Consider the following 206-nt stretch of genomic DNA (forward strand, 5'->3'; position numbering starts at 1 on the left):
CCGCGGAGTAGAATATGGCCAGTGTGACGACCGGAAGAATTGCATGCGTCGCCACATCGGTCGCATAAGAGAACCCGTGAAGAGGCACGTCGACCGACATCATTCCGAATGTCGGGAGCCAGTTCAGCCATACGCCGAACACGAGGACGAGAACGATGCCGACGAGAAACAAGGGGGTTGCATAAAAGAACAGCGACGCACCCATG

1 pseudogene is annotated in these 206 nt (G+C 56.3%); it reads right to left on the minus strand.

Annotation, left to right across the window (positions count from 1 at the left end):
- A pseudogene (locus tag L0P31_RS09345) lies at positions 1 to 206 on the minus strand (hypothetical protein); the annotation flags it as partial.

The sequence above is a fragment of the Streptococcus mitis genome, from assembly GCF_022137125.1.
Classification (GTDB): Bacteria; Bacillota; Bacilli; order Lactobacillales; family Streptococcaceae; genus Streptococcus; species Streptococcus mitis_CE.